The organism is Humibacillus xanthopallidus, assembly GCF_006716675.1.
Taxonomy (GTDB): domain Bacteria; phylum Actinomycetota; class Actinomycetes; order Actinomycetales; family Dermatophilaceae; genus Humibacillus; species Humibacillus xanthopallidus_B.
Genome location: NZ_VFPM01000002.1, coordinates 284,283 through 305,926 on the forward strand (window position 1 = coordinate 284,283; position 21,644 = coordinate 305,926).

Annotated in this window: 16 protein-coding genes; 9 read left to right on the forward strand and 7 right to left on the reverse strand. The window is 68.2% G+C overall.

The annotated features are described in order from the left end of the window. Positions 1-11: 11 nt before the first annotated feature. Together FBY41_RS09265 and FBY41_RS09270 are read right to left on the reverse strand one after the other, a co-directional pair. Complete coding sequence (locus FBY41_RS09265) at positions 12-1,361, reverse strand: DUF1254 domain-containing protein (protein ID WP_141843758.1); 1,350 nt, start codon at positions 1,359-1,361, stop codon at positions 12-14. Between the two features lie 523 nt (positions 1,362-1,884). Then, positions 1,885-4,401: a LuxR C-terminal-related transcriptional regulator gene (locus FBY41_RS09270; RefSeq protein ID WP_141843760.1), complete on the reverse strand. Its 2,517-nt coding sequence runs from the start codon at positions 4,399-4,401 to the stop codon at positions 1,885-1,887. Between the two features lie 310 nt (positions 4,402-4,711). Between FBY41_RS09270 and FBY41_RS09275 the strand changes: the two genes are divergently transcribed. The 9 genes from FBY41_RS09275 to FBY41_RS09320 all read left to right on the forward strand — a co-directional run bounded on the left by FBY41_RS09275 (position 4,712) and on the right by FBY41_RS09320 (position 17,055). After that, complete coding sequence (locus FBY41_RS09275; protein ID WP_185748992.1) at positions 4,712-4,975, forward strand: hypothetical protein; 264 nt, start codon at positions 4,712-4,714, stop codon at positions 4,973-4,975. 1 nt (position 4,976) lies between these two features. Next, positions 4,977-5,396 (forward strand): DUF6325 family protein, encoded by a 420-nt coding sequence (locus FBY41_RS09280; RefSeq protein WP_141843762.1) that lies wholly within the window; start codon positions 4,977-4,979, stop codon positions 5,394-5,396. A 58-nt stretch (positions 5,397-5,454) separates the two neighbouring features. Next, positions 5,455-5,817, forward strand: a complete 363-nt coding sequence (locus tag FBY41_RS09285) for an SHOCT domain-containing protein (protein WP_141843764.1) — start codon at positions 5,455-5,457, stop codon at positions 5,815-5,817. A 109-nt stretch (positions 5,818-5,926) separates the two neighbouring features. After that, positions 5,927-7,465 (forward strand): arylsulfatase, encoded by a 1,539-nt coding sequence (locus tag FBY41_RS09290; RefSeq protein WP_141843767.1) that lies wholly within the window; start codon positions 5,927-5,929, stop codon positions 7,463-7,465. A 25-nt stretch (positions 7,466-7,490) separates the two neighbouring features. Continuing rightward, positions 7,491-8,426, forward strand: coding sequence for an HAD family hydrolase (locus FBY41_RS09295; RefSeq protein ID WP_141843769.1), 936 nt, complete (start codon positions 7,491-7,493; stop codon positions 8,424-8,426). Beyond that, entirely contained in the window at positions 8,423-9,412 is a 990-nt protein-coding gene (locus FBY41_RS09300; protein ID WP_260439666.1) for a formylglycine-generating enzyme family protein, read from the forward strand. Before FBY41_RS09295 ends, FBY41_RS09300 begins: the two co-directional genes overlap by 4 nt. A gap of 575 nt (positions 9,413-9,987) precedes the next feature. After that, positions 9,988-11,223, forward strand: coding sequence for a TetR/AcrR family transcriptional regulator (locus FBY41_RS23925; protein ID WP_260439667.1), 1,236 nt, complete (start codon positions 9,988-9,990; stop codon positions 11,221-11,223). A 262-nt stretch (positions 11,224-11,485) separates the two neighbouring features. After that, positions 11,486-14,923 carry a DUF11 domain-containing protein gene (locus FBY41_RS09315; RefSeq protein WP_185748994.1) on the forward strand — a complete coding sequence of 1,146 codons (3,438 nt, stop codon included), beginning with the start codon at positions 11,486-11,488 and terminating at the stop codon, positions 14,921-14,923. A 296-nt stretch (positions 14,924-15,219) separates the two neighbouring features. Beyond that, positions 15,220-17,055 carry a GMC family oxidoreductase gene (locus tag FBY41_RS09320; RefSeq protein ID WP_141843774.1) on the forward strand — a complete coding sequence of 612 codons (1,836 nt, stop codon included), beginning with the start codon at positions 15,220-15,222 and terminating at the stop codon, positions 17,053-17,055. A 108-nt stretch (positions 17,056-17,163) separates the two neighbouring features. On the opposite strand, the gene FBY41_RS09325 is transcribed toward FBY41_RS09320, so the two are convergent. The 5 genes from FBY41_RS09325 to FBY41_RS09345 all read right to left on the reverse strand — a co-directional run bounded on the left by FBY41_RS09325 (position 17,164) and on the right by FBY41_RS09345 (position 21,332). Further along, on the reverse strand, positions 17,164-18,033 hold the full coding sequence (locus FBY41_RS09325) for an SDR family NAD(P)-dependent oxidoreductase (RefSeq protein ID WP_141843777.1): 870 nt from the start codon (positions 18,031-18,033) through the stop codon (positions 17,164-17,166). 161 nt (positions 18,034-18,194) lie between these two features. After that, entirely contained in the window at positions 18,195-18,419 is a 225-nt protein-coding gene (locus FBY41_RS09330; RefSeq protein WP_141843779.1) for a hypothetical protein, read from the reverse strand. Positions 18,420-18,582: 163 nt separating this feature from the next. Further along, a complete protein-coding gene (locus FBY41_RS09335; protein WP_141843781.1) occupies positions 18,583-18,915 on the reverse strand; it encodes a hypothetical protein in 333 nt (110 codons plus the stop codon). A 182-nt stretch (positions 18,916-19,097) separates the two neighbouring features. Then, the gene (locus FBY41_RS09340) at positions 19,098-19,715 is read right to left on the reverse strand and encodes a M23 family metallopeptidase (RefSeq protein ID WP_141843783.1); all 618 of its coding nucleotides are present in this window, start codon (positions 19,713-19,715) and stop codon (positions 19,098-19,100) included. Positions 19,716-20,033: 318 nt separating this feature from the next. Continuing rightward, positions 20,034-21,332, reverse strand: a complete 1,299-nt coding sequence (locus FBY41_RS09345; protein WP_141843785.1) for a cytochrome P450 — start codon at positions 21,330-21,332, stop codon at positions 20,034-20,036. Between the last annotated feature and the right edge of the window lie 312 nt (positions 21,333-21,644).

A 21,644-nucleotide genomic window follows, 5' to 3' on the forward strand; every position in this document is an offset into this window, starting at 1 on the left:
ACAGCCGCCGGTCAGACGGGCACGATGTCGCCGAGCTTCCAACTGCGGTCGAAGTAGCTCTCGAGCGGGCCATACAGGCGGAAGTAGGAGAACCAATGCCGGCCGGGAATGGTCGGCACCCAGTTGGACTCCTTCCCTTCCGGTGCGGTGGGTCCGAACCACACGTCGACCGAACCGTCGTCGTTGCGCACGAGGTCGGCGTCACGCGAGCCGCGGTCACCACGCTGTTGCTCGTTGTCGATGAGGCACCTCGTCCATGCGTCGTACACCGTCGCGGACCAGAACAGCTTCGCCGGCGGGTCAGCCGGGACGTGCAGGGTGTAGTTCTGCCCGCCGTCCAGCCACGCCCCGTTGGCATCGGTGTAGGCACCGAGGTAAGCCTGCCCCGCGCCAGGGGTCGTGCTCTTCATCGCCTCCGAGAAGCTGACCGCCTCGTAGAACCATGACGCGCGCTCGAGCAGCTCGTCGTAGCCCTCGCCGCGCTGCGCCGGGTTGTCGAGCACGATCGCGAGGTCCCACGTCCGGTCGGGCCAGTACCGTGAGCCGGGGAACTGCTTGGCGAAGGTGTTGGCCTGCGCCATCAGCTCACCTGCCCTGGTAGCTCTGGTAAGGATGCGGGTGAGCCGCTCGTCGGGCTCGAACGGCTTCCCGCGCTCTATGCCGAGGCGCTTGAGCATGGCGAGGAAGAACCGGTCGCGCTCGTCGACGACCTCGTCCTGGTAGATGCCGTGCAGGCGCACCCAGTAGTCGAGCCCGCGCGGCTGATCTCCCGACCATGCGCGTCCTTCGGGTGAGACCACGCGCGTGGGGGCGGGGTTCTCGCGCTGGTCGTACGGGTAGATCCGCACGGCATCTACCAGCGCCTGAGCCCTCTGAGGGTCCGGGTCGAGCGTGCGGAACCCGAACATGATGTTCATGCCCGTGGCGCGTTGGACGTACCAGCCGTCCCCGACCTCAGGCGGGTCCTGCCCGGGCGGTACGACGACGTGCCGCCCACCCCTTCCGGCATCCGGGCCCATTTCGCCCATGACGGCGAACTCGCGCTGCCAGAAGTCCGACATGCCTCCGGCGGTCGGGCCCGGGGGAAGCTCGATCACCAACGGGCCAGTCTCGCTCAAGTCGAAGAAGTTGAGGATGTACGGCGTCGTCGCGTTGGCAGTGATCAGCCCGAGCCGGTCGCGATAGGAGACGTAGTGCACCAAATCCGAGCTGGTCGCACCGAACACGTCGTAGTGCTGCGTCTTCCACTGCGCGTACGACACCAGCGGCAACGCCCACAAGTACGCCTGGCAGGCCATCTGGTAGTCCAGCTCGTCAAACACAAGTCCCAGGTCCTGGCGCCGCGGCAACTCGCCGTCCATCGCAACCCGTGACAAGTACCCCGCCCGATCAGAGTCCGACATAACCCCCAGCGTGCCACGAGAACACGCCGAACGCCTTACGACGAAACAGCCACCTTTCAATCGCTCAAGCCAGTGATCATCAGCCGTGGAAGAAGGGAGGCGAGATCGCTTGATAGACAGCAGCCAGAAGTCCCTTTCTCTCCCCCTACGCGTCGGCGGGCTCACGGAGCGTCGCCGTATGAGGGCATCAATCAAGCCGTGAAGGTTCACCCGAGTCTGGTTGACAAGGTCAATCTCGGGAAATGGTCATCGCCTTCGTCCTCCCTCATCAATCTCACCAGGCGCGCCGCCAACCCCGGCGGTCGACGTGCTCGACCGAGCGGAGGACGCAGACCAGGCTCAGCCCGTGTTCGAGGCAGCCGACGGTGAGATGGCGCGTGACCCTCTCGCCGTGCGCCAACTCGTCCTCGGTCTCGAAGGGGTCACCGACATGGATGTGACTGGCGCCGCGCCCTGGTGACAACCGTGCCCTCGGCCGGGCTCAGAGCAGCCGCAGCTCGCGGCCACGGGCGACCGCGTCACGGCGTCGACCGACGCCCAGCTTGCGGTAGACAGCGGCCACGTGGGTCTTGATCGTGTTGATCGACAAGCACAGCTCGTCGGCGATCTCGGACACCGACAGGGTTGTGGTGAGCCAGCGCAACACCGACAGCTCACGGTCGGTCAGCGACTCGGGAAGGGTGGTCCTGGCGTTGGGGATCTCGTGCGTCATTCCCTCCAAGGGGATCGGCCACCGCTCCTCGAGGCCGTGGTGGCGCGTGATGAGTGGCAGCAGGCGCCTCGCAGCCTCGACGAAGGGGAGCACCACGCCGCCGTTGTTGCCGAGGTCGATCGCATGGGTGACGCGCTCGACTGCACGTCTCTCGTCGCCAGCGGCCAGGGCAACCTCAGATCCGATGAGGACGGCCTCGACGAGCACGGGTAGCGAGGGGGCGGGACGGCTCGAGGCCACGACGCGACGCACATGACGCTCGGCACTATCGAGCTGGCCACTGGCCAGCTCGGCGCGCGCACGAGCGATGCCGACAAGGCCAGAGACATGATGGTTCGAGGCGGCTGCGGCGACGACCTCGTCCGGGGGCCGCAGCGGCCATCCCGACAGGCTGGACAGCTCCGCCGTCATCGTGCGACCCACGGTGACGAGGTTGAACGACCCCGGAGACCTCAAGGACGGGTCCTCGACGAGGAGGGTCATGGCCCCGACGTACTGTCCCACCGCCTGGAGGGCCTTGGCCCTCAGCAGAGTCACTGTGCTCGACAGGGCAGGGTCAGCGCCGTTTCCGAGCGCATCGGAGGCTCGCTCCATCGCGAGCTCGAACTCATCGAGGCGGCCGCGGGCGATCGCCACCTCGCCCGCCGCGACGAAGAGCGCTGCCTGGGCTCGCCCCGTGAGGCGCGGGTGACTGCGGACCAGACGGGAACCCTCCATCACGTAGTCCTCGGCGGTCGCCACCCGTCCCAGCGAGCAGTGCTGGATGCCGAGCAGGCCAATGCACTCCAGCGCGAGCGGAGTCATGCCGAGGCCGTGGGCTCGGGTCAGCGCCCTGGTGAGGTACTCGATCGCGCGGTCCTCGTTGCCGCACCACAGGGCAATGGCGCCGATCTGGCTGAGGGCGAACGCGCCGAAAGGTCCATCGGGGTCCTCGGCGGTCATTCGCTCTGCGACCATCGTCGCGGTGTCGGCGTAGCCGTCGTGCATGGCGAGGACGAGGCGGGCGTAGTCGGCGAGCATCCGGGTGCCGGGGGCCTCCGGTTCGTCACCGATCAAGAGCAGTTGCGTCCGCAGGGCCGTCATCTCGCCGGTGGCGCCCGCGACCGCGGCCTGGGCCGCGGTCAGCAACACTCGTTCCGTGCCGGCCGCGACGTCGCCCTCGAGGTGTGACCGCGGGGTCTGCACGAAGCCCTGGAGGTCGGACACGACCCGTTCCCCGCTGCCGAGGAAGATCCGGCTGAAGGCGCCTCGGGAGAGCAGGTCGGCCGCGTGCCCGCAATCATGTGCCGTGACGGCGTGGTGGAGGGCCTCGACGAGATTGCCCCGCTCGTCGTGCCACCGCGCTGCCCGTGCGTTGACGAGTCGCCGCAATGTCGCAGGTTCGCTGGCCAGCAGGTGGACGAGCACCTCGCGCATGAGAGGGTGGTAGCGGTACCAGCCCATTTCGTGCTCGAGGGGGGACACGAAGGAGCCCCCCTGGGCCAACCGGGCGAGGATGTCGGCGCCACCGGTGTCGTCGCAGATCGCGTCGGCCAGGGATCCGCAGATGGCCTCGCACACGCTGGTGCGGATGAGCATCCGTCGCGAGTGGGGGTCCAGCGATGCGAGCACCTCCTCGAGTAGGAACTCCCCAATGCTGCCGCGGTCCATCGCAAATGCCGTGACGAAGTCCTCCGGGCGATCGGAGGACTCCATGCGGACCATGGAGAGCCGCAGCCCTGCCACCCATCCCTCTGTCCGCTCCATGAGCAGGGCGCGGGCGGAGGGGTCGAGCGCGAGGCCGTGAGCGGCGATCAGGTCGTCCACCTCGGTGGGGCTCATGGCCAGGTCGACCGCGCGCAGCTCGGACAGCAGTCCCGCGATGCGGTAGCGATGTAGCGCGACGAGCGGGTCACTCCGCGCGGACAGGATGACGTGCAGCCCGGGGAGCGGGAGCTGAAGGAGAGCGTCAAGCTGCTGGACCAGACCGGGGTCCCTGAGGACGTGCGCATCGTCCAGCACGAGGTAGAGGGGGTCGTCCGCTGAGACGACGGCGGCGAGCCGCTCCAGGGTCTCTTCGGGAGCCGGTCGACCTCCCCCTATGTCACTCGGAACGGCGCGGCCCACCTGCTCGAGGGCCTCGTCGACCAGACCCCAGAAGGGACCGGAGGCGTTGTCGGCCGGCTCGAGCGACACCCACGCAGTCGGCGCGCGACGGCTGCGCACCCACTCACTCACCGCCACCGTCTTGCCGGACGCCGGACCGGCGGCGACCACCGTCAGGGGTCGCTCAGTGGCTGCGGCCAACGCGGAGATCAACCGGGGACGCGGTACATGCCGAGGCGGCAGATCCGGCACGACGAACTTGCGTGCCCTGAACGCTGAGTACATCGTCATCACCCCGACCGTGACTGCGTGGCATCCCTCGGCCGGTGTAGCTGCCAACGGACTTGGCGACTGCCTGTGAGAAGCGTAGAACGGCCGTGGCCTGCCAGCCGCTTCAAATCTCGGGGCGAGCTGGTCCCGTGTTTTCGGCCGTCTCATGTCAGAAGGGTGATCCGCGACAGACCGCGGCCTTCGACGCTGGGGACATGCCCGACAGGGAGGAGGCCCAGCCATGGCACTGTCCAGCGACTACGAGGTGCGCGTCGCAGGCATCGTCGGGCCAGCCGCGCGCGAGGCGTTCGCCGACCTGGACATCCGCATCGAGGAAACCTCGACGGTCCTGTCTGGCGCGCTCGACCAGGCAGCGCTGCACGGCATCATCGAGCGCGTCGCCGCGCTCGGCCTCGAGCTGGTCGACATCCGACGCACCTCCTCGGCAGGCGGATCCCCCGGATCCCAGGCGCTGCTCGCGAGCCACGACACACAGAGAGGATGACATGGGACCCGTTCACTACGTGGTGGTCGCCTTCGACCACCCCGACTTCCACGGCCGTCTGGCAGCAGAGCTCGCTGCTCTCGTGGAGAGCAGGAGCGTCCGGCTGCTCGACCTCGTCTTCGTCACTCGAGATGCACAAGGTGGTGTGTCGACGCTCGAGGTCGACGGGCTGCCTGACGGCGGAGCCGGCTACGACGGGGTCGACGGCGAGTTCGGCGGCCTCATCAGTGACGTCGACCTCGCGGAGGTCGGCGGACAGCTCGATCCGGATACGGCCGCTGCCGTGCTCATCTGGGAGAACACCTGGGCAGACCGGTTCGTCACCGCATTGGCCGAGACGGGCGGGGTGGTCGTCGACGAGGGCGTCGTACCACTCGAGACGGCCGAGTCGGCACTGGCCGGGCTCCAGAGCGGCACCTGACGCGGGTGGCACGAGAGCTGGCGCCCCTCGGGGCGCCCACACCGAAAGGGGATACCTCATGATCGGACGACCCTTCTTACGGCTGGGGCGGCCAAGCCTTCTGCAGACCGCAGCCCGGACCGCCGTCGTCGCGGGCACAGCGACGGCAGTGACCGGAGGCATGATGCGCCGTCGGGCGCGGAGGGACCAGCAGGAGCAGGAGGCCGCCGCATACGAAGCCCAGTCCGCGGCCTACCGCGCGCCACAGCCCGCGGCAGCGCCGCCGGCCACTCCGCCGCCGCCCGCGCCGCCGCCTGCTTCGACCGTCTCGTCGGGCGCCAGCCTCCTCGACCAGCTCCGCGAGCTGGGGCAGCTGCGCGACGACGGGGTGCTGACCGAGGAGGAGTTCGCGACGCAGAAGGGACGCCTGCTCAACCAGTAGCGCGCATGCGTCGCCACCTCAGGCTCACCTCGCCCCGGCTGAGGCAGCCAGTTCGACACCAACTGACCGTGGACCGTTTCCCAACCGAGGACCTGAAGGAGCACCTGCCATGCCTGACTCGAAGCCGAACATCCTTGTCATCTGGGGCGATGACATCGGGATCACCAACCTCAGCTGCTACAGCGACGGGTTGATGGGCTACCGCACCCCCAACATCGATCGACTCGCCGACGAGGGGATGCGCTTCACCGACTCCTACGGCGAGCAGTCCTGCACCGCCGGTCGCTCGTCCTTCATCACCGGGCAGAGCGTCTACCGCACCGGCATGAGCAAGGTCGGTGTGCCGGGGGCGGATGTGGGCCTCGCCGCCGAGGATGCGACCATCGCCGAGGTGCTCAAGCCGCTCGGCTACGCCACCGGCCAGTTCGGCAAGAACCACCTGGGGGACCTCAACAAGTACCTGCCGACAGCGCACGGGTTCGACGAGTTCTTCGGCAACCTCTACCACCTCAACGCCGAGGAGGAGCCTGAGCTGCCGGACTTCCCCAAGGAGAAGGACTTCCCCCGGCTCTACAACCTCCAGCTCCCGCGCGGCGTGATCCACTCGTGGGCGACCGACGAGGACGACGGCACGGTCGACCCCAAGTTCGGCCCGCAGGGCAAGCAGCGCATCGAGGACACCGGCAAGCTGACGAAGAAGCGGATGGAGACCATCGACGATGAGATTGCCGATGCCTGCATCGACTTCATCCGGCGCCAGCACGACGCCGAGACGCCGTTCTTCGTGTGGTTGAACTTCACCCACATGCACGTGCGCACCCACACCAAGCCGGAGAGCATCGGTCAGGCGGGGCATTGGCAGTCGCCCTACCACGACACGATGGTCGACCACGACCGCAACGTGGGGCAGGTGCTCGACCTGCTCGACGAGCTCGGCATCGCCGACGACACGATCGTCGTCTACAGCACGGACAACGGGCCCCACGGCAACACCTGGCCCGATGGCGCCACGACGCCGTTCCGCAGCGAGAAGGACACGAACTGGGAAGGCGCCTTCCGCATCCCCGAGCTCGTCCGGTGGCCGGGCCGCATCCCGGCTGGCGTGGTGTCCAACGAGATCATCCAGCACCACGACTGGCTGCCGACCTTCGCCGCAGCCGCCGGCGAGCCCGAGATCGTCGAGAAGCTCAAGCAGGGCCACGACCTCGGCGAGACGAGCTTCAAGGTGCACATTGACGGCTACAACCTGTTGCCCTACCTCACGGGCGAGGTCGACAAGAGCCCGCGTCAGGGCCTCATCTACTTCTCCGACGACGCCGACGTGCTCGGCATCCGCTTCGACAACTGGAAGATTGTCTTCATGGAGCAGCGCGTGACAGGCACGCTCGGCATCTGGTTCGAACCGTTCACCGAGCTGCGCATCCCCAAGCTCTTCAACCTGCGCACCGACCCGTTCGAGCGTGCCGACCAGACCTCGAACACCTACTACGACTGGTTCATCGACCACGACTTCATCGCCGCCTACGGCACCGCCATCGCGACCGTCTTCCTCGAGTCGTTCAAGGAGTTCCCGCCGAGGCATGAGCCGGCGTCGTTCACCATCGACCACGCCGTGAAGAAGCTGCACGCCTTCCTCGGCAGCAGCTGAGCCCAGTCCCCGCGAGGAGGCGGAGATGCCACTTGACAGCTGGTCCGACGGCGAGACCCGGTCCGCGATCCACGACTTCGTGGACCGGGTCACCGATGAGGGCGGCCCGGACTACGTGGAGCCGGCAGCACGGGTCGCGGTGTTCGACAACGACGGCACGCTGTGGTGCGAGAAGCCGATGCCGATCCAGCTCGATTTCACGATCCGGCGGCTGGCGGAGCTGGCGGCCGAGGACGCGTCCCTACGCGACGAGCAGCCCTTCAAGGCTGCCTACGAGAAGGACGTGCACTGGCTCGGCGCCGCGATGGTCAAGCACTACCAGGGTGACGACGCCGACCTGCGGCTGCTCATGGGGGCGGTCACCCGGGCCTTCGACGCTGTCACCGTCGAGGACTACGACGCCCAGGTGGTGTCCTTCTTCGGCGACGCCAGCCACCCCACCCTCGGCCTGCCCTATCGCGGCTGTGCCTACCAGCCGATGGTCGAGCTGCTCGACCACCTCGACGACCATGGCTTCACGACCTACATCGCCTCCGGCGGTGACCGTGACTTCATGCGGCCTGTCGCCGGCGACCTCTATGGCGTGCCGCCCGAGCGGGTGATCGGCAGCGCCCTCGGCCTCACCTACATCGACGAAGGCACGACGACCAGCCTGATGTACAAGGCCGCCATGGACTTCTTCGACGACGGACCAGAGAAGCCGGTGCGCATCTGGAGCCGCATCGGACGACGCCCGATCCTCGCCGTCGGCAACTCCAACGGTGACCTGCCCATGCTCGCCTACGCAGGCACCGACACGACGCCGTCCTTGCGGCTGCTCCTGCTCCACGACGACGCCGACCGGGAGTTCGACTACGTCGCGGGAGCCGAAGAGGCGCTTGCCACGGCCAAGCGCCAGAATTGGACCGTGGTCAGCATGAAGGACGACTGGTCGTCCGTCTTCGCGGGGGGCGACGCGTGACGGTGAGCGCCGAGGTCGGCCTCGCCTGGGTGCCACCGCAGACGTATGCCATGGGCTCGGACGCGCACTACTCCGAGGAGGCGCCGGCGCATCCCGTCACGGTCGACGGGTTCTGGATCTCACCGACGCAGGTGACGAACGCCCAGTTCGCCGCCTTCGTCGATGCGACCGGGTACGTCACGGTCGCCGAGCGACCTCTCGACGCCGCGGACTTCCCCGGTGCCCCGGCCGAGAACCTCCAGCCCGGCTCGATGGTCTTCAATCGCACGGCGGGACCGGTCGACCTGCGTCACATCAACCTCTGGTGGACGTGGACACCCGGGGCGTCCTGGCGCCACCCGACCGGGGCCGCGTCCACGGTAGACGCGCTCGACGACCACCCTGTCGTCCACGTCGCCTACGAGGACGCCGAGTCGTATGCCGCGTGGAGCGGTGACGCTCTCCCCACCGAGGCCGAGTGGGAGGCGGCGGCGCGCGGGGGCCTCAGCGGAGCGAGCTTCGTCTGGGGGGACCAGCCGGAGCGAGCCGGGGAACGGCTCGCCAACTACTGGCACGGGGACTTCCCGTCGCGTCCTGAGCCCGGGTACGGCGCGACCCAGGCGGTGGGATCCTTCCCACCCAACGCATACGGGCTCTACGACATGGCGGGCAACGTCTGGGAATGGACGTCGGACTGGTACGCGACAGGGCATGCCGGTCAGGCCGACCCGAAGCCGTGCTGCGTGCCACGCAACCCCAGAGGCCCGGCCGTGGAGGCGAGCTTCGACCCGGCGCAGCCGCAGTTTCACGTGCCGCGCAAGGTGATCAAGGGTGGGTCGTTCCTCTGCGCCGACTCGTACTGCCTGCGCTACCGCCCGGCAGCGCGGCGCCCGCAGATGATAGACACGGGGATGAGCCACATCGGCTTCCGCGTCGTGCGTCGACCGACGGCGCCTCCTGACGACGGACGTCGGATGCTCACCGTGGCAGGCCAGTTGCCGCCGTAGCCCCACGGCGGGCGGCCGCGGTCGCGGTGCGGACGCGGAACAAAGAGTGCATGAGTGACACACAGGTGATGGGCCAGGCGCCCGCGCGGTTACCAGCCGATGGTGGGCCGGGGGGGTCGCAGGGCTGCTCGGGCGGGTCGGTGACGACCTCACCCATGTCGGGGCGGCGAGGTCGACACCTGTCTACGGCTGCCCCGTTCCGAAACCCCGACTTCGCCATCGTGACTCCATGAGACGGCCTCGTGACCGTCTATTCAGAGTCCGTGTCCACAGCTAGGGCGTGTCTTCTGGGGTGAGCGCTGCCGGCTGTGATGGTGGAGGCGTGTCGCGTTGAGCCGTGCTGACCGATGCCCAATGGGAGCTGATCGAACCCCTGATGCCATCATCGGATGGCATCAGGGACAACCGTTTTCGTGACCACTGAACGATCGTCGGGGCGTGGCGTACCGGTTCCGGACCGGGACTGCGTGCCGTGACCTGCCCGAGCGGTTCGGGCCGTGGCAGACGGTGTGGAAGCGACACCGCGGCGACGAACCCGAGGCCCGGGCGGGACACGGCGGCGCACCACGCACTCGATGGAGTCCGTGCTGGCCGAGACGATCGCGCTGCTGGATGAGTCGGGCGAACCCGCCCTGACCTTCCGTGCCCTGGCCGCACGGTTGGGCGGGGGCGTGGCGAGCGTGTACTGGTATGTGTCCAGCAGAGAGGAGTTGCTCGACCTGGCGACCGACGAAGTGATGGCACGGATACTTACCGACGCCGAGTGCGTCGTGGACGGTCCGGACCCCATCGCAAACCTGCGAGCGCTCTCGCTGGCGCTGTTCGAGGAGATGCAGCGGCGCCCGGGGTTCGGCTCCTCCATGCTCCGCAACACCGGCCTGGAGCCGGCTGCGTTCCTGAAGAGTACGCCGACCGTTGGCGGGCCCTCGACCCCGCGCAATACCCCTTCGTCCACCAGATCGCCGACGAGTTCGAGCACCACGACGATGTGGAGGTGTTCCAGTCCGGACTTGACCTACTGCTGGCAGGAGTGCGCCGGCAATGCCGCCCGCTCGGCCTGCCCAGTCGATCGCGCCGCCGATTCGGCCACTGCGGTTGCGCAATATCGCTGCGGTGCGTCGCGTCGGCTGCCATGCTCGAGAGTTGACGGATCCGACGAGGCTCCGATCGGGGACGCGGAGATGGGCTTCAGGTCGAGACAGGGCAAGGGATCGCACGCGATCACGACCATCGCGTTGTGCGCGCTGCTGATGGCCTGCGGCTCCGGGCAATCCGTCGGCTCGGCTTCTTCCGATGTCGCCGAGTCGTCGGGGGCCACGACGTCCGTTCCGTCGGCGCCACTCCCGAGCACGACCAGCACGGCTGCCCTCCCACTGTCGATTGCTGGTTTTGCGATGCGGGTGCCGCCCTCATGGAACGTGAGGCCGGAGCCGATCATTGGCACGCAAGTCCAACGGCAGAGCTCCGAGTGCAGTTCGGCCGAGCTCCTCGATCCTGCGGCGTCATCCGGATCCGGGGTCGCTGACCTTCCGAGAGCAGCCGTCCAGATCTGCGTCCTGCCCATACGGGACACATTGAGCCTTGAGCAGTGGCTCGCGAGTCAGGGCGTGACCTCTGCCGCCCGGAGCCGATACGGGACGTGCGACGTCCTCACCCCAGCTGGTTCGGACTCGCGAAGGCTTGCCTACGCGCAGTCTGCCGACCGTCGCGCCGAGATCGCGACGACAGTCACCTCCGCGCCGTCGACGTCGGCAGTGAGACGCCGTGAGATCGCGGACGCCCTCCTGTCGATGACCTGCCCATCGAGCTGACCGCAGATCCACCACGGAAGGAAGTACGGAAGGAAGTACAGCGATGCGACTCACACCACGCGCTCGCGCGATCCTGGGGATCGCCTTGGCACCCATACTCATAGGAGGTCTGCTGGTCCCCGCATCGGCATCGGCGAGACCCGGGGCAACCGGCCCGAGCGCGGTCACATCGGACCCGGTCGGCGCGATCCTCAGTCAATATCCGCCGAATGAGTCGCCATCGGGCGCGGGAGAGCGCTACCTGCTCGAGCGTGCAGGACTGGTGTCCGCCCCGCCAGCCAAGGATGCCTCAACCCCCAAGCGGCCGGCCGTCGACCAGTTCGGTCCCAACGCCGCCGGGGACCCGATCTTCGGCGCTGACGTCATGGTCAATGATCCAGCGGACGACAACCTCAACACCGACAACACGACCCAGAGCGAGACCGCACTCGCAGTCAGCGGCAATGTCGTCTGCGCCGGATACAACGACTTCACAGCTGGGGGACTCTCTGGCCTTGCGTCGTCCGCGAACAGCGGTCAGACCTTCACCGACCTCGACGGTATCGGTGGCCGGGGCGACCCCGTCATCGCAACTCACCTCACGAGCGGCGACTTCTACTACGGCGAGATCGCCACGATCGGCGGCAACCCCGCAATCGGTGTGGCCCGCTCGACCGACGGCTGCCAGACGTTCGCAGCCGCCACCAATGCGGCACCCGTCTCCTCCGCGGCCGCTGGCACGACCCTGAACGACAAGCCATGGGTGGCCGTCGACAACACCGGCGGTCCCAACGACGGTGACATCTACGTGTGCTGGACCCGCTTCTTCCAGACGACTCCCGGCAACACGGCCACCGGCACCAGCGAGATGCGCTTCAGCCGTTCGAACGACAACGGTGCCACCTACATCGGCGAACAGGTCATCGTCCCGACCGGCTCGGCGGCCTTCGGCTGCAGCATCCAGGTGGGATCCGGCGGAGAGATCTACGTCGCCTACGCCAACCGCAACGCCGGACAGATCGAGTTCGTCCGCTCGCTCGACGGGGGTCTGACGTTCGACCCGATCGTCGACATCGACACGGCGGCGGCCCAACCCGGCGACGTCACCGCGGCAAACAACTGCGGCGCAGGCAACAGCCGCCCGATCCTCAACGGCAACATCCGGATGCTGCACGGCGCCTGGCTGGCTGTTGACACGACCGGCGGTCCGAACGACGGCAACATCTACGCCGCCTGGATGGAGAACCCTGCGAACGCCACCGACCGCTCCGACGTCCTCGTGGCACGGTCCACCGACGGCGGCCAGAACTGGACCAACGTCCAGCAGATGGGGGTCCCGGCCAACAACCTCGACGAGTTCAACCCTTACGTCTCAGTCTCACCGACGGGCGTGGTCGCCGTGGCGTGGTATGACAAGCGCAACGACAACCCGGGAAACACGAACACCGACGTCTTCACGGCGTACTCGACTGACGGCGGCCAGACCTACGGAGCCAACATCCGGGTGAGCGATGTCACCGCAGGCATTCCGCCGCTGTTCCCGCACTACAACCCCGGAACCGCGCAGTGCTACTTCGGTGAGTACCTCGCCGTTGCAGGCGACGCCGCGAGCTTCCACTACCTCTGGGGTGACGGTCGCCGATCGATCACGACCACCGGCTTCCCCGCCGGTCGCCTCGACCTGGACGTCTACTACGACCGCCTGGAGGCTCCGGCCCTCACCGGCGGTGACCTCACCGTCAGCAAGACCTCGAGACCGGATCCCGCGATTGCCGGCGACCAGCTGTACTACGACGTCACCGTGACGAACCACGGACCAGACACGGTCTTCAACGCGGTCGTCACGGACGAGCTCCCGGACGGCGTGACCTTCGAGACCTCCACCATTCCGTGTGTCCAAGGGCCGGTGCGCACGCTGACGTGCACCGTGGGTGACGTGTCCGCCTCCGCCTCGAAGACGTTCACGATCAAGGTCCACGTGGACAGCGGAATTCTCGGGAACGCAAACGCGATCACGATCAACAACACCGTCTCGGTTGCCGGCGACAACGACACCGACACCCGCAACAACACGTTCACGCTCGGCACCATCGTGGAGGACCGGGCGGACCTCGCCGTCATCAAGGTCTGCAAGCCCGACGATCCCGCCCCGGCCGGAGACACCGGCTTCTGCGACATACGTATCGACAACCTCGGCCCCTCGGACGCCCGCTCCGTCACACTCACGGACGTCCTCACCTCGGCGTACCCGTTCAGCGTCACCGGAGTGACAGTGGACCCCGCAGCCAGCGGGTCATGCGCACCGACGAGCACGGGCGCGGTCACCACGGCGACGATCACCTGCGATCTCGGCTCCGAGCCGGCCGCTGGCCGGACTACGGTCCGCGTGTCGGTCTCCGCTGCCGACGTGGCACAGGTCAACGACGTCGCCACCGTGTCGAGTGCCACACCTGACCCGAACAAGGGCAACAACACCGCCACCGGCCGGGTCACCTTCCTCGGCTCCGCCGACCTGTCGATCGACAAGACCGCCCCGTCCACCGTCGTCGCCGGCACGGACCTCACCTACGCCATCTCGGTGCGGAACAACGGACCGTCGACCGCCATGGGTGTCGTCGTCACTGACACCCTCCCCGGTGGTCTCACGTTCGTGTCGGCCACACCGAGCATCGGGACATGCACCAACGGGCAGCCGGGAGCGCGTGACCTGCGATGCGGTCTGGGGAACCTCGCCTCCGGCGCGACTGCGACGATCACCGTCGTCACGCACGTTGACCCCTCGGTGTCGTCCGGGACGATCCTCTACAACCAGGCCGTTGTCGCGAGCGACACGAGCGACCCCGACAACTCCAACAACCGCAAGAGCGTGTCGACCACCGTCTCGGGCTCCGCCGACCTCAGCATCACCAAGGTTGACAGCCCTGACCCCGTGATCGCCGGGAACCTGCTCACCTACACGGTCACGGTGACCAACGCGGGCCCGTCGACTGCGCAGAACGTCAAGATCACCGACCCGATCCCGGCCGGCACGACGTTCGTCACGGGACAGGACGGCAACGGCAACACCGTCTGCGCTCTGACCCAGCCGCCGACCGTCGTGTGCAACCTGGGGACACTCCTCCCCCAGCAGGTCGTGACGGTCTTCCTCACCGTCAAGGTGAGCGCGGCCCTGCCACCCGATTCAGTCCTCAGCAACACGGCAACCGTGGGTTCGACGACCGGCGACCCCGACGCGTCGAACAACTCGGCAACCAGTACGACCACCGTCAACACCAGTGCTGAGCTGTGGCTCGACAAGACGGGGACCAAGCGTTCGGGCAACCCGAGCCCGGTCCTCGTCTACTCCCTCACGGTCTACAACAAGGCCGGTTGCGAGAGCGACGCCCAGTCGACCGTCAGCCCCAACTGCGGCAACGGCGGGCCGTCCGACGCGACCGACGTCGTCGTCGTCGACAAGCTGCCCCTCGACTCGAAGAAGGTCGTCGTGCAGTACGTGTCACCGCAGTGCGTCTACACCGTGGCGACTCACACCGTGCGATGCACGGCTCCCCGCGTCCCGGCGGGTGAGTCGGTCACATTCGTGATCGAGGCACAGGTCAACGGCAGCGTGGGCACTGTCACCAACAGCGCCACTGTTACCAGCGCCACCCCGGATCCGGTGACGTCCAACAACACCAATGCCGCCACCGTCGTCATCAAGGGCGGAACGGGCAAGAAGTGACACGCAGTCCCCGCGGGCCGACCATCCGTCGGCCCGCGGGGACGGCGCGGGGTGCGAACCGGGTCGTGCCGCCATTTAGAGGGTTTTGGTCCTCCGGCGACCGCTTCTACCGGTAGTGGGGGGACACGACCACCCTGCGGCGTCCACGGGTCGGGCTCGGCTCTGGCCCGCCGCCTTGGGGGGGCGGACGCACGCTGGCTCCACGGATCGTCGTCCCTTGTCTGCCCTGCCGCAATGTGGTTGCGTGGCGATACCGTCCCCGCCGCCCGGTGGGGCGCCACGATGAGGTGGTAGCGATGGGCTCGACGTACGACTACGTGATCGTGGGGGCGGGATCGGCGGGTGCGGTGGTCGCCGCCCGGCTGAGCGAGGACCCGGATGTCCGGGTGTGCCTGCTCGAGGCCGGTGGCCCGCCGCCGCCCGCAGAGCTGGTGCCGGCCGCGGTCGCGAGCCTGCAGAACAACCCAGCGACGGACTGGATGTTCAACGGCGACCCCGGCGGCGTCGGGAAGGGCCTCGTCGGCGGCCAGATGATGGTGCCGCGGGGCAAGATGCTCGGCGGGTCCTCGGGCCTCAACTACATGGCATACGTGCGGGGGCACCCCGGCGACTTCGACTCGTGGGCGGCCGGGGGAGCGGAGGGCTGGTCGTATGCCGAGGTCCTGCCGTACTTCCTCAAGGCCGAAGGCTTCGTGGACAGCCCCGAGCTGCAGCCCGACCGCGACATGCATGGCCACAACGGGCCGGTGGGGGTGTCGGTGCGCCAGCCGATCCTCCGCGCCTCGAACCAGTTCGTCGAGGCCGCGGGCGCTGCCGGCCTGAAGCAGGGTGACTACAACGGTCGCGACCGCCTCGACCCGCACGGGGTGGCATCCCTCTTCCAGACGACGACGAAGGACGGCCGGCGCAGCTCGACCTTCCACGCATACCTCGAACCGGCCATGGACCGCGAGAACCTCACCGTGGTCACGGGTGCGCTCGTCGAGCGGGTTCTGCTCGAGACTGACGGGGAGGCAGTTCGGGCCACGGGGGTGGCGTACCGCACCGAGGCCGCCGGCACTCGCGAGGAGGTGGTCGCGGGCACCGAGGTGGTGCTGTGCGCGGGCGCCATCGGCTCGCCGCACATCCTGCTGCTCTCCGGAGTCGGCGCTCGCGATGAGCTCGCCGCGGTCGGGGTGGACTGCGTCGTCGACCTCCCGGACGTCGGACGTCACCTCAAGGACCACCTCCACACGCCTTTGATGTTTGCCGCCGACGGCATCGGCGAGACGATGACCGAGGTCGCCCTGTCCCTCGGGCCAGACGCGCTGCGGGCCCCTGCCGGGCCGCTCCCGGCCGACCCCGCCGACGATGTCGACCTCCCGGAACCTCTTGCTGCTGCCAAGGCCGAGGCCGAGCGCCGCATCGGCGAGTGGTTTACGACCGGCCGTGGCCTCGCCTCGTCCTCCCTCTACGACGCCGTCGCGTTCTTCTCGACCGGGCTGGGCGACGACCACACCCACGACGCGCAGATCGGCTTCCTCGCGACCGGCTACACGCCGCCGATCTGGGAGGGCGTCTTCCGACTCCCGCCGTCCGCGTTCTTCGAGGACCCGGAGTCTTTCCTCGACCCGACGCGCGGACAGGTGGTCGTGCTGCCCAACCCCGTGCAGCCCCACTCCGAGGGCTCGGTGACGCTCGCCAGTGCGGACCCCGCCGTGCCACCCCGGATCGACCTCAACTACTTCGACGACCCGCACGACGTGTTGGTCATGATCGCCGTGATGCGCAGGGCCCTCGAGATCGCCAAGGCGTGGCCGGGCGGCGGTCTGGGTGAGCCCGTGATCCCGCCGCACCTGGCGCGCGCCCACGGCCACGAGGCCGGTTCCGAGCCGAGCGACGCGTTGCTGGAAGACCTGGCCCGCCACTACGCGCTGACCGTCTATCACGAGACGTCGACCTGCCGGATCGGTGAGGTCGTCGACCCGCGGCTGCGCGTCCACGGCATCGAGGCCCTGCGCGTGGCCGACGCGAGTGTGATGCCGAACGTCGTCAGCGGCAACACCAACGCCGCCGCAATCATGATCGGAGAGAAGGCTGCCGAGCTGATCGCCATGGACCACGGTGTCCGCCTCCACGAGGTGGTCGGCTGACAGGTGACGGGTCCGTCTTGATCGCCGCGGACACCCGGCGGATACGCGTACTTCCTTGACGGGACGGCCGCGGCGAAGGGTCCGCGCGTTCAGTCCATGGCTGGGCTGTCAGGTGAGACCGGTGAGCTGGTCGGCGAGGCGCCAGAATCGACGGGCCTGCTGGATGTCATGTGACTGCGGGCTGGACTCGATCGGGTGCCGCTCGCCGTAGAAGGCGCCCCCGACCCCGTCGATCGAGGGGTCGAGCGCCATGAAGACGAACGAGTCGGTCGCGTCGGCGACCGATGTCGCGAACGGCATGTGCGGCATGACGAACGACATGAGCAGTCGCATCGGACCGGTGGTGCTGGCCGCTGCCGTCGTCGGCACGAAACCTGGGCAGATGGCATTCGCGGTGATCGACGTGCCAGACAGGCGGCGCTGCAGTTCGTAGGTGAACCACAGCACGGCGAGCTTCGAGTTCTTGTAGGCCCGGTCGGGGTTGTATCCCCGCTGGAGCTGCGGGTCGTCGAAGTCGAAGTCGACCGGGGCGCCACGTGAATCCGGCAGGTGCAAACGGGAGCTGACCGTAATCACCCGTGCCGCCGGGGCGAGCTCGAGTGCGGGCCGGAGCAGGGCCGTGAGCAGGAAGGGTGCGAGGGCGTTGACTGCCAAGGTCTCTTCGTATCCGTCGACGGTGAGCCGGCGGGTCTTGCTGGTCTGCATGATGCCCGCGACGTGGAAGAGGACGTCGATGGCGTCACCGCGCGCGGCCTCGGCCGTGGCGAAGGCCCGGACCTGCTCGAGTGAAGAGAGGTCGACCGCACGCGGCTCCACTCGCAGATGACTGCGCCCGTGATGGATCTGGTCCACGGCGGTCTGGGCGGCGATGCCGGTGCGGGCTGTGAGGAGCACACGGTGCCCCGCAACGGCGAGCTTCTCGGCGGTGACCCGCCCGAGGCCCCGACCACCGCCGGTGAGCAGCACGGTCTTCGCCATGACCCCACGGTATGCCTGAAACCCCGCTGGCCGAGGCCACGTCGCACCGTCTGTGCAGCTGCGCGGTGTGCCTCGCGGTGCTTGGCTGTCTGGCGGGTCGCGGCAGCACCGCGGTGGCCGTTGTCGGCGCACGACAGGCTGCTCCGAAGGGGAGGGCTGGATCAGCCCTCGTCGTTGGCGACGGTCTCGATCCAGTCGACCGCCTCGTCGGACAGCTGCGTCTCGCCCTCCCCAGCGTCGCCCGCCCACCACTGAGCGTTCTGTTCGCCTCCGGTGACCCGGAGAATGTCCGCGATGAGATCGTCCGGGAGAGGCTCCCCGTTGTGCTCCATCAGCCATTGGCGGCTGGAGTCCTTGAGGAGCGGCCAGATCTGCGGGAAGTCCATGGAGCCCATGATTCTCCGAAGGCGACAGATCCGGTAGCGATCGCGGGTGTGGGGCGGGGGCTCGCTCGCGCCCCGCAGGCGTGGTCTGAACTGAAGGCGGATGCGGTGATTCCAGCGTTGCGAGGTGCGCCGTGACGCCGACTTATGTGTCAGCCCGAATGCGTCAGAGCTGCAAGATCCGCAGAACGTTCTCGTAGGCCACGGCAGCCCCCCTTGGGTCGTGCAGGTCTGTGGGCTCGTCCGTGGCAGCATAGAACCGGGTCAACAGCGCGGTCGTCGGATCCGCATCAGCAAGGGCCGCACACAACTCTGAGATGACAATGTCGGCGTCGTGGCCATCCAAATGGTCGAGGGCAAGTCCGTTGTGCAGCATGGTCGCCGCTTCGCCGAAGATGTCCTGGACCATCGCCGGATCCACCTCAGGGCGCGCCTTCACCACAGCGAAGGCAGTCTCTCCGAAACGGTCGAAGAGCTTGTCGGCGATGCTGCTGGACATCTCGCGAGCGTGACAGGGCCCCTGCTGATGGGCAACCGAAATAGCACGTGTGTCGCCCTCCACGGGTCATGGTCGGACCTCACGTCCGCGACGGGGCATCACGTGGGTGAGACGCATGGCCCGGCAGGCCCCCGAGGTGACGCACGCCAGCGCGGCACGGACGTGAATACGGGAGGTTGCCTCTACACCGCGTCGATGATTTCGCCGTTGTCGGGCAGGCGGCCGCCGAAGGTGATGGGGACAGCGCAGGCGTGCACCACGTCCGAGCGGTCGATGGCCTGGAGGTGGACATGCGGTTCGGTGCTGTTGCCCGAGTTGCCGCAATGCCCGAGCGGCTCGCCCACCCGAACTCTTTGACCAAGCTGAACCTGGACGCTGCGGTGTTGCAGGTGGCACACCGCCATCACGACGCCGTCAGGCGTTTGGATCATCACGTGGTTGCCAGCCAACTCCACCCAACCCGCTGCTGCCCGGCGGCGCTGCGTGAGGGCGTAGCCAACGGAGGGCAGGCCGCGGAAGGCCTGGTGATCAGGCGCCGTGTCATGCACGGCGACGACCAGGCCGTGGACGGGTGCGAGGATGGGGCGTCCGAAGCCCGGGAACCGCTCTGCCGGTTCGGGGCGCAGAAGCGACCCGAACGTGATTGGTGCCGTTCGCCCTGCCTCGTTGACGGGGACGAAGTCGATCGCGAATGAGCTGGCGAACAGGGCGGTGCCGTGACTGGGCACGCGGCTCGCAGGGCTGTTCTGAGTCAGCCATCGGCCCCTGAACGGGTAGGCCAGGTCGACGGTCGACAACATTCGGCTGCCCTCCTCTGCGCCGTTACGAGTCCATTCTGCTGCTGCCAGGTTGGGCGGGACAGAACGCCGGTGTCCCGGCGTGGCTAGTCGACGGGGACGGTGTGGGGCGACAGCACTTCCACACGCACCGAGCCGACACGTAGCGATGTGACGCACCACGCCGTCCCAGGCGCAGGCGAGTTCCTGCACGTGTTCAGTCGGCTGCGTCTCGCCGACCATCTGGGCAAAGGCGAATTCGTCTGCGTAAGTCGCCGTATGCGGTCTCGTCGTGCTCCGCATGGGAGCTGAAGCTTGAGCTCCTCGAGCAACCTCAGAGCGTCAGGGGCTGAGCGTCACGGGAAGGCGTTCGTAGCCGCGCAAGATGCGGGTGCTCCTGCGTACGGCGCCGCTCTCGACCCGTGGCTCGGGATACCGCTCGAACAGTGTCCGCAGCCCGACCTCGCCCTCCATCCTGGCCAGTGCCGCCCCTAGGCAGAAGTGCCGACCGGCGGAGAAGGAGAGGTGTTCGCGGGCGTTGTGCCGGGTGATGTCGAACGTGTCCGGCTCCGGGAAGACCCCGGGATCACGGTTCGCGCCGGCCAGCAGCGCCAAGATCACGGATCCGCGCCGCATCGGGGCGCCTGCGACCTCGGTGTCGGCCGTCGTCATGCGTCCGGTGAGGAGCACCGGCGGGTCGACGCGCAAGACCTCGTCGACAGCGTTGGGCCAGAGATCGTCCCGCTCGGCGAGGAGCCTGCGCTGCTCGGGGCGACTCGCGAGCAGCGCGATGCCGTTGCCCAGCAGGTTGACGGTGGTCTCGAAGCCGGCCGCAAGCACCAGCCCGGCGGTGGACCTCAGCTCGACGTCGGTGAGGCTCACGCCGTCCTCCTGGGCAGCGAGGAGCTGACTGAGCAGGTCGTCGCCCGGTTGTCGACGCAGGCCGTCGAGGTGCTGCGCCAGCCACTCGTCGAACTCGCCCAGCGCCGACTCGACGTGGCGGAACGTCGTCCACGAGAGCCCGAGGTCGAGGCTGGGCGCGGCCGCGGCCCCCAACCTGAGCACCTTCTCGCGGTCGCGGTCTGGGACGCCGAGGATCTCCGCGATCACGGTGACCGGCAGGAGGCTGCAGTACGTCGCGACGAGGTCGACCGGACTTCTCGGGTCGATCTGGTCGAGGAGCTCGGTGGCGATCTGTTGAGTGCGGCCGTGCAGCTTCTCAACCGCCCGGGGGCTGAAGACCCGCGACACGAGCTTGCGGTAGCGGGTGTGATCCGGCGGCTCGGTCACCAACAAGGAGGGCGGGGTGAGGGGTCCGAGCGGCGCGTCCTCCATGGCCCACGCCAACAGCCGAGCAAGGTGTCCGCTGTCCACGCGGGGGAACCGAGCCCCGACATCAGGGTTGGACAGCACAGCTCGCACTGCGGCATGGTCCACGGTCACCGAGGCGAACCTGCCCCGGTAGAACGGGGCGTGTGCGCGCAGCTCGTCCATGACCGGCGCGAGCGCTGCCCAATCACCGGACTGGGTGGCCACGAACATGCGGCCATGGAGGTCGCCCTGCTTCGCCGCTCGCCGCAGCACGGTGCGGGGAAGGGCGTGACCCAGCGACCAGCGCAGGGCAGCGCGGGCCAGCGGCATAGGGGTGAACTGAGTCAGGCTGGGCCTCCTGGGACACGGCTGTCCATCAATCTTGCCTCGCGTGGGTCGTGACGCGTGACCCTCCGGGTAATCACGGCCCCGGGCGAGCCCGGTGAACCACCTGAGTACGTCGCCCCTCTCGCGGAGACGAGACGCACCCAGGCGCGCCCGTGCCGACGACTGCCCCCGGGTGAGGTCCGTGATCAACCGGATCTAGCCGATGAGCGGATGTCCGGAGGCGCACGACATCCCGCCAGAAGGGAAGAGGTTGTCGAACGCGGGGCCGTGTCCGACACCGGTGGCTGAGCTTTT

What these genes read in the sequence shown, in the direction of transcription:
- FBY41_RS09265 (WP_141843758.1), bottom strand. Translation starts at nt 1,361, where the DNA reads ATGGACGGCGAGTTGCCGCGGCGCCAGGACCTGGGACTTGTGTTTGAC.
- FBY41_RS09290 (WP_141843767.1), top strand. Translation starts at nt 5,927, where the DNA reads ATGCCTGACTCGAAGCCGAACATCCTTGTCATCTGGGGCGATGACATC.
- FBY41_RS09345 (WP_141843785.1), bottom strand. Translation starts at nt 21,332, where the DNA reads ATGCCGCTGGCCCGCGCTGCCCTGCGCTGGTCGCTGGGTCACGCCCTT.
- FBY41_RS09340 (WP_141843783.1), bottom strand. Translation starts at nt 19,715, where the DNA reads ATGTTGTCGACCGTCGACCTGGCCTACCCGTTCAGGGGCCGATGGCTG.
- FBY41_RS09275 (WP_185748992.1), top strand. Translation starts at nt 4,712, where the DNA reads ATGGCACTGTCCAGCGACTACGAGGTGCGCGTCGCAGGCATCGTCGGG.
- FBY41_RS09325 (WP_141843777.1), bottom strand. Translation starts at nt 18,033, where the DNA reads ATGGCGAAGACCGTGCTGCTCACCGGCGGTGGTCGGGGCCTCGGGCGG.
- FBY41_RS09320 (WP_141843774.1), top strand. Translation starts at nt 15,220, where the DNA reads ATGGGCTCGACGTACGACTACGTGATCGTGGGGGCGGGATCGGCGGGT.
- FBY41_RS09295 (WP_141843769.1), top strand. Translation starts at nt 7,491, where the DNA reads ATGCCACTTGACAGCTGGTCCGACGGCGAGACCCGGTCCGCGATCCAC.
- FBY41_RS09330 (WP_141843779.1), bottom strand. Translation starts at nt 18,419, where the DNA reads ATGGACTTCCCGCAGATCTGGCCGCTCCTCAAGGACTCCAGCCGCCAA.
- FBY41_RS09285 (WP_141843764.1), top strand. Translation starts at nt 5,455, where the DNA reads ATGATCGGACGACCCTTCTTACGGCTGGGGCGGCCAAGCCTTCTGCAG.
- FBY41_RS09335 (WP_141843781.1), bottom strand. Translation starts at nt 18,915, where the DNA reads ATGTCCAGCAGCATCGCCGACAAGCTCTTCGACCGTTTCGGAGAGACT.
- FBY41_RS09280 (WP_141843762.1), top strand. Translation starts at nt 4,977, where the DNA reads ATGGGACCCGTTCACTACGTGGTGGTCGCCTTCGACCACCCCGACTTC.
- FBY41_RS23925 (WP_260439667.1), top strand. Translation starts at nt 9,988, where the DNA reads ATGGAGTCCGTGCTGGCCGAGACGATCGCGCTGCTGGATGAGTCGGGC.